Origin of the sequence: Paenibacillus sp. NRS-1781 (genome assembly GCF_050467745.1) — a bacterium.
GTDB lineage: Bacteria > Bacillota > Bacilli > Paenibacillales > Paenibacillaceae > Paenibacillus > Paenibacillus terrae_A.
This window is the reverse complement of sequence record NZ_JBITPI010000021.1, coordinates 65,790-70,502: the sequence shown is the minus strand read 5'-3', so window position 1 is coordinate 70,502 and position 4,713 is coordinate 65,790. Positions and strand designations below refer to the sequence as shown.

The window sequence follows — 4,713 nt, the reverse complement described above, 5'->3', positions numbered from 1 at the left end:
CTCGTTCACTCCTATTCCGTGATGTGAGTATCCTCCCGCTGCTACTGGCAGTCAGGAGGACAAATGGACCGTTTAACGTGCGCTTCCTCCGCTCATTGATCAAGTGAAACAATTTCTTCCGCCTCAGCCACCAAACGCTCACCTACAGAAGCCCGACCGCTTCCGAGTATATAGCCCCGCCGACGCTTGTTGACTTGAAAATGGAGATCAATTCGGTCCCCTGGCTTCGCCAAGCTATGGAATCGAACTCCATTAAGGTTGGTCAGATATGAAATGCCTTTTTTGTCAATCGCAGCGAATGCCGCCAATTGTGCGAGCGATTCCACGATCAACATAGAAGGCATGTATGGATTAGCCTCTGTAATAAACCACTCACTCCAGGTGACAAGCTTGTACCCCTTCGCCCATTGCGATGTTTCGTACCCAGTCACGCCATCCAGCAGAAGAAACGGGTACCTGTGCGGAAGCACATCCGGGATATGGATTGGCTCTTCGCTCACAGGCTTATACCCCTTCCCACTTGCGAACAGCAAGACAGACGTTATGCCCCCCGAAACCAAAGGAATTGCTAATCGCCGCACGGACCTCGCGTTCCTGGTATACATGCGGGACAAAATTTAGTTCAGGGGCTTCAGGGTTGTCGCAATTGAGTGTCGGTGGTACTTTGCTGTGGATCATGCTCTGTACAGTTGCAATTAATTCGACTGCCCCTGCACCGCCCATTAAATGGCCTGTCATGGATTTAATAGACGATATCGCCAAATGGGGGGCATGCTCCCCGAATACCTTCTGAATGGCATTGATCTCCATACGGTCGTTAAACGGCGTACTTGTACCATGGGCATTGACATAGCCGATTTCCTGCGGTGTCAAGCCACCATCCTGCAGTGCGATGCTGATCGCTTCTGCCGGACCGGAGCCCGAGGGATCTGGAGCCGTGATATGATACGCATCGGTTGTGCATCCGTAACCCGCAACCTCGGCCAAAATGGTGGCCCCCCGGTTCATGGCATGCTCCAGCTCCTCCAGTACCAAGACCCCGGCTCCTCCACCGATGACAAATCCATCGCGGTCCACATCAAACGGGCGACTGGCCTTCTGCGGCTCTTCATTGCGTCTGGAAAGAGCATGAATATTCGCAAAAGATGCCAAATCAAGCTGACTAAAATTGGCTTCTGCTCCTCCAGCCACCACGACATCAGCCGTGCCGTACTGAATCGTCCGTAATGCTTCACCAATGGCATTACTTCCAGTAGCACAAGCTGTAACGACGGCAAACGAAGGTCCCTTGGCTCCGATAGCAATGGAGATTTCACCAGGCGCAGAATTAATCATCATCGAGGAAACAAAATAAGGAGAAACCCTTTTGGGGCCAAGCTCTGTTAATTTCCTGTAGTTCTCCTCTATGACGTCGAGCCCTCCTGCTCCAGAGCCGACAATAACCCCTACGCGGCCTGCATTCCGCTCGTCAATCACTAATTTCGATTGCTCGACTGCCTGACGGGCAGCCGCCAAGGCAAATTGGGTGAACTGTGCTACTTTATTAGCTTCCTTCTTGCTCATATATTGCAACGGATCAAAGCCCGTAACCTGTGCGCCAATCTTCGTCGGAATGTCCGCTGTATCAAAAGAAGTGACAGGTCCGATTCCGCTCTTTCCTTCCAACAGTGAATTCCAGAAATCTGTAAGATTAAGCCCAACCGGCGTTACGACTCCCTGTCCTGTCACCACAACACGTCTTCTCACTGTATCCACGTCCTTCGCTGAAATTAATTCTTGGAAGCTTGTTGCTCGTAGAGAGGAAAGTCGCCATACACATGACTGATTTTCTCATGCACATCCGCAAGATCAGCATATACCTCGACGACCACAAGCTTCTTCTCCTGATACTTTTGCCAGGCAAGCTGAAGCTGTTCCCGGGCCTCCCCCTTACTCCGGATCGCAAGACTTTCCACAAACTCATACTGTGGAATTTGGATTCCTGTCTTGGCCGCCTCGGAAACAAATGGGAGGGACTGCCCTGAAAGGGGCTTATAATTCATCTGATTTTGCAACCAACCATACCCGCCATTATTGAGTACGAGATAGATTAGCGGTATTTGATACTGCACAGCCGTCATAAAATCCGAACAGAAGAGATTGAACGCACCGTCCCCTACCAGTGCCACTACTGGACGTTCTGTTGCTAGGCTTGCTCCCAAAGCAGCAGCCGCACCGAATCCAAGGCTCGTTTGGTCACTGGGAACAATTGAAAGAGAACCTTGCGTGAAGAAAAAATATGGATAAAAGTAAGACCACATATCCTGCAATCCATTTTCCTGAACAAGCACCATTTTTTCTGGAAAATCTGTCTGAATAATCTCCAGCAGCTCTGGAACGTGAATTCCAGGGGCCTTTTTTAGCTTCTCCAGATAAATGGCTCTATTAGAAAATGCCTTCTGCTTACAACTTCTAATCGTTTCAAGCCACACTCCATCATGTTTATGTCTGTACTGTTGAACCCACTGCTCTAATGCTGCATATCCATCTCCAAGCACTTTGATGCCCCGGTATTCGTGTGCAAAATCCTCCAGCTCGACATTGACCTGAATTAAAGGTGTATCCTCTAGGAAAATATCCCACTCAAACGTAGCCGTTTCTTCCAATCGGCTGCCCAGCGCAATCACTACATCAGATTCCTTCCAGATTTGCCTCAGACTGAGATCCGTATAGAGCCCGGCCACCCCACAGAAAAGCTCGTCCTCTTCATCAACTGCGCTCCGTCCCGAGGCGGTTGCGAACAAGGCTGCTCCGCACAGATCAGCGAATATCCCGATTACATCATTGGTAACGGACTTCATCCCGCCTCCGACCAAAATGACAGGCCTGCGAGCAGTCTTGATAATCTCCCATGCCGCATCCAGCTCCCGAAGAGACGGAGAGCACGAAAGCTTTTCTGGTGGAATAAACGGAAGCCCTGTCGGCACAGGCTGGTCCATCAGGTTTTCGGGCAGTTCAATATAGACCGGACCTGGAGCCCCATTGATCGCCAAAAAAGCCGCTCGCTCCAGCGCCCATACAAGTCGATCCACATGCTCGACACGGTAAGCCCATTTGACGAGCGGCTTCACGAGTGAGATTTGATCTGCCTCCTGAAAGGATCGGGTACCCAGCTTGTCTCCTCCAGTGCCAAGCGCCAAAAGTAAAAGCGGAGCACCAAGGTTCTTCGCTTCCAGCAGCCCCGTAAGTGTATTACTGAGCGCAGGGCCTTTACCTACAACACATACGGACATCTGTTTGGTTGTGAGTGCATAGCCTGCTGCCATGAACACAGCATTGCGCTGATCTTTGCACAGAATAAAATCCATACCCGACGAAGGGAGTGACGATACGATTTTGAGATCATCACTTGGTAATCCAAAGAGATGCCGAACTCCAGCCGATGTTAAGTAGCCAATGATGGCATCCCAGGGAGATAAGCTCACAGTCATACCAAACTCCTCTTTTCCGACAAATATTCTGCGACAATTTCTGAAATCAAAATGGGCTTCGAAACGAGCTTGAAATCGTAAAAAATATAGTTTGACATCGTGCCATAGCCACCAAAGGGCTTATTGCCCTGATCCACATCCTCAAGCGTCTCATTAATGGTCAGGGTGTGCTTCTTTCGCAGGACATCCGTCAGGTGTTCAGACCCGTATAAGCTGCAGCCCATCGCACGTTCACTGAAATAACTGGAGGAAATACGCTTGATTAGCTGCTCGTCGTCTCGGTAGCTAACCACGTTGAAGACCGGTGAAAAATACTCAATAATCTCCAAATCCTGATCTAGCTCGCTATATACAATCGTCGGCTCCATCTTTTTCGTACGGAAATCAATGCCACCGCCGTAAATAATAAACGTATCGTTCGTATTAAAATATTCCGAAACCGAATACAGCGTGTCTTTATAGAAAATAGGGGAATAGCTCGCGTTCGGATCATTGTTGGCTCCAAACACCAGTTGGTCAAGCCGCTCAATTAGCAAGTTTTTAAAATTCTCCGTCACATCTTGATGCACCAGAATGATGTCGGGTCCCAGGCAGTCCTGTCCAGAATTGAACAATCTCATTCGAATCACATCGGCAACCGCCAGCTCCAGATCGGCATCAGGTCCAATGATGAAAGGATTTATCCCTTGTCCGTAAAAGATGTAGAGCTGTTCTTTTCGAATCTGTTTTTTGATTTTCTCCGCATTGGTATAGCTACCCGTGAACACCACAATATCAGCTGGCAAAACGGAATTTTCCATGAAAACTCTCTGACTAACCTTACGAATATAGATGGGTAATCCATGTACAGCCTGGAGCTTTTCATGCAGCATGTTGACGTACTCATTTACGTGAGAAGAAGGACGAAAGTCTATACTCTCAACATAAAGGGACGGAATCAAGAGGTATAATGCATAGGAATACAAAACGACGTTAGAAGGCATAAATACAGCCATAGATCGTTGCAGGCAGGGCTGATAGGTCTGTACTTCTTGTAAAGCACCTTGTAGTGTGAGGATCGTGGAATCAATTTCTGCATTGGCGGCCCGATAAGATGAAAATTGGGTGAGAATATCCATCACTTCCTGCCGATGCTCAATCAAATAATTAAGGCACTTCAGAATTGCTTCATGCCTTTCCAAAAAAAGCGTGTTTTTTGCCAGTTCCGGATTCATACTCATGGTGCAATCTCCCTTTCCTATAT

The 4,713-nt window shown here is 48.5% G+C and carries 4 protein-coding genes; all 4 read right to left on the bottom strand.

Annotated elements, in window-relative coordinates:
• Positions 1-92 precede the first annotated feature (92 nt).
• Genes ACIFO6_RS08190 through ACIFO6_RS08175 form a run of 4 tightly spaced genes read right to left on the bottom strand, consistent with a single transcriptional unit; the run spans position 93 to position 4,690 of the window.
• Positions 93-500, bottom strand: a complete 408-nt coding sequence (locus ACIFO6_RS08190) for a 3-hydroxyacyl-ACP dehydratase FabZ family protein (protein WP_430039861.1) — start codon at positions 498-500, stop codon at positions 93-95.
• Positions 501-504: 4 nt separating this feature from the next.
• Positions 505-1,746, bottom strand: coding sequence for a beta-ketoacyl-ACP synthase II (gene fabF, locus ACIFO6_RS08185; protein WP_430039859.1), 1,242 nt, complete (start codon positions 1,744-1,746; stop codon positions 505-507).
• A 23-nt stretch (positions 1,747-1,769) separates the two neighbouring features.
• On the bottom strand, positions 1,770-3,470 hold the full coding sequence (locus ACIFO6_RS08180; RefSeq protein WP_430039857.1) for a thiamine pyrophosphate-binding protein: 1,701 nt from the start codon (positions 3,468-3,470) through the stop codon (positions 1,770-1,772).
• A complete protein-coding gene (locus ACIFO6_RS08175; protein ID WP_430039855.1) occupies positions 3,467-4,690 on the bottom strand; it encodes an aldehyde dehydrogenase family protein in 1,224 nt (407 codons plus the stop codon). The genes ACIFO6_RS08180 and ACIFO6_RS08175 overlap by 4 nt, the downstream gene beginning before the upstream one ends.
• Positions 4,691-4,713: the final 23 nt, after the last annotated feature.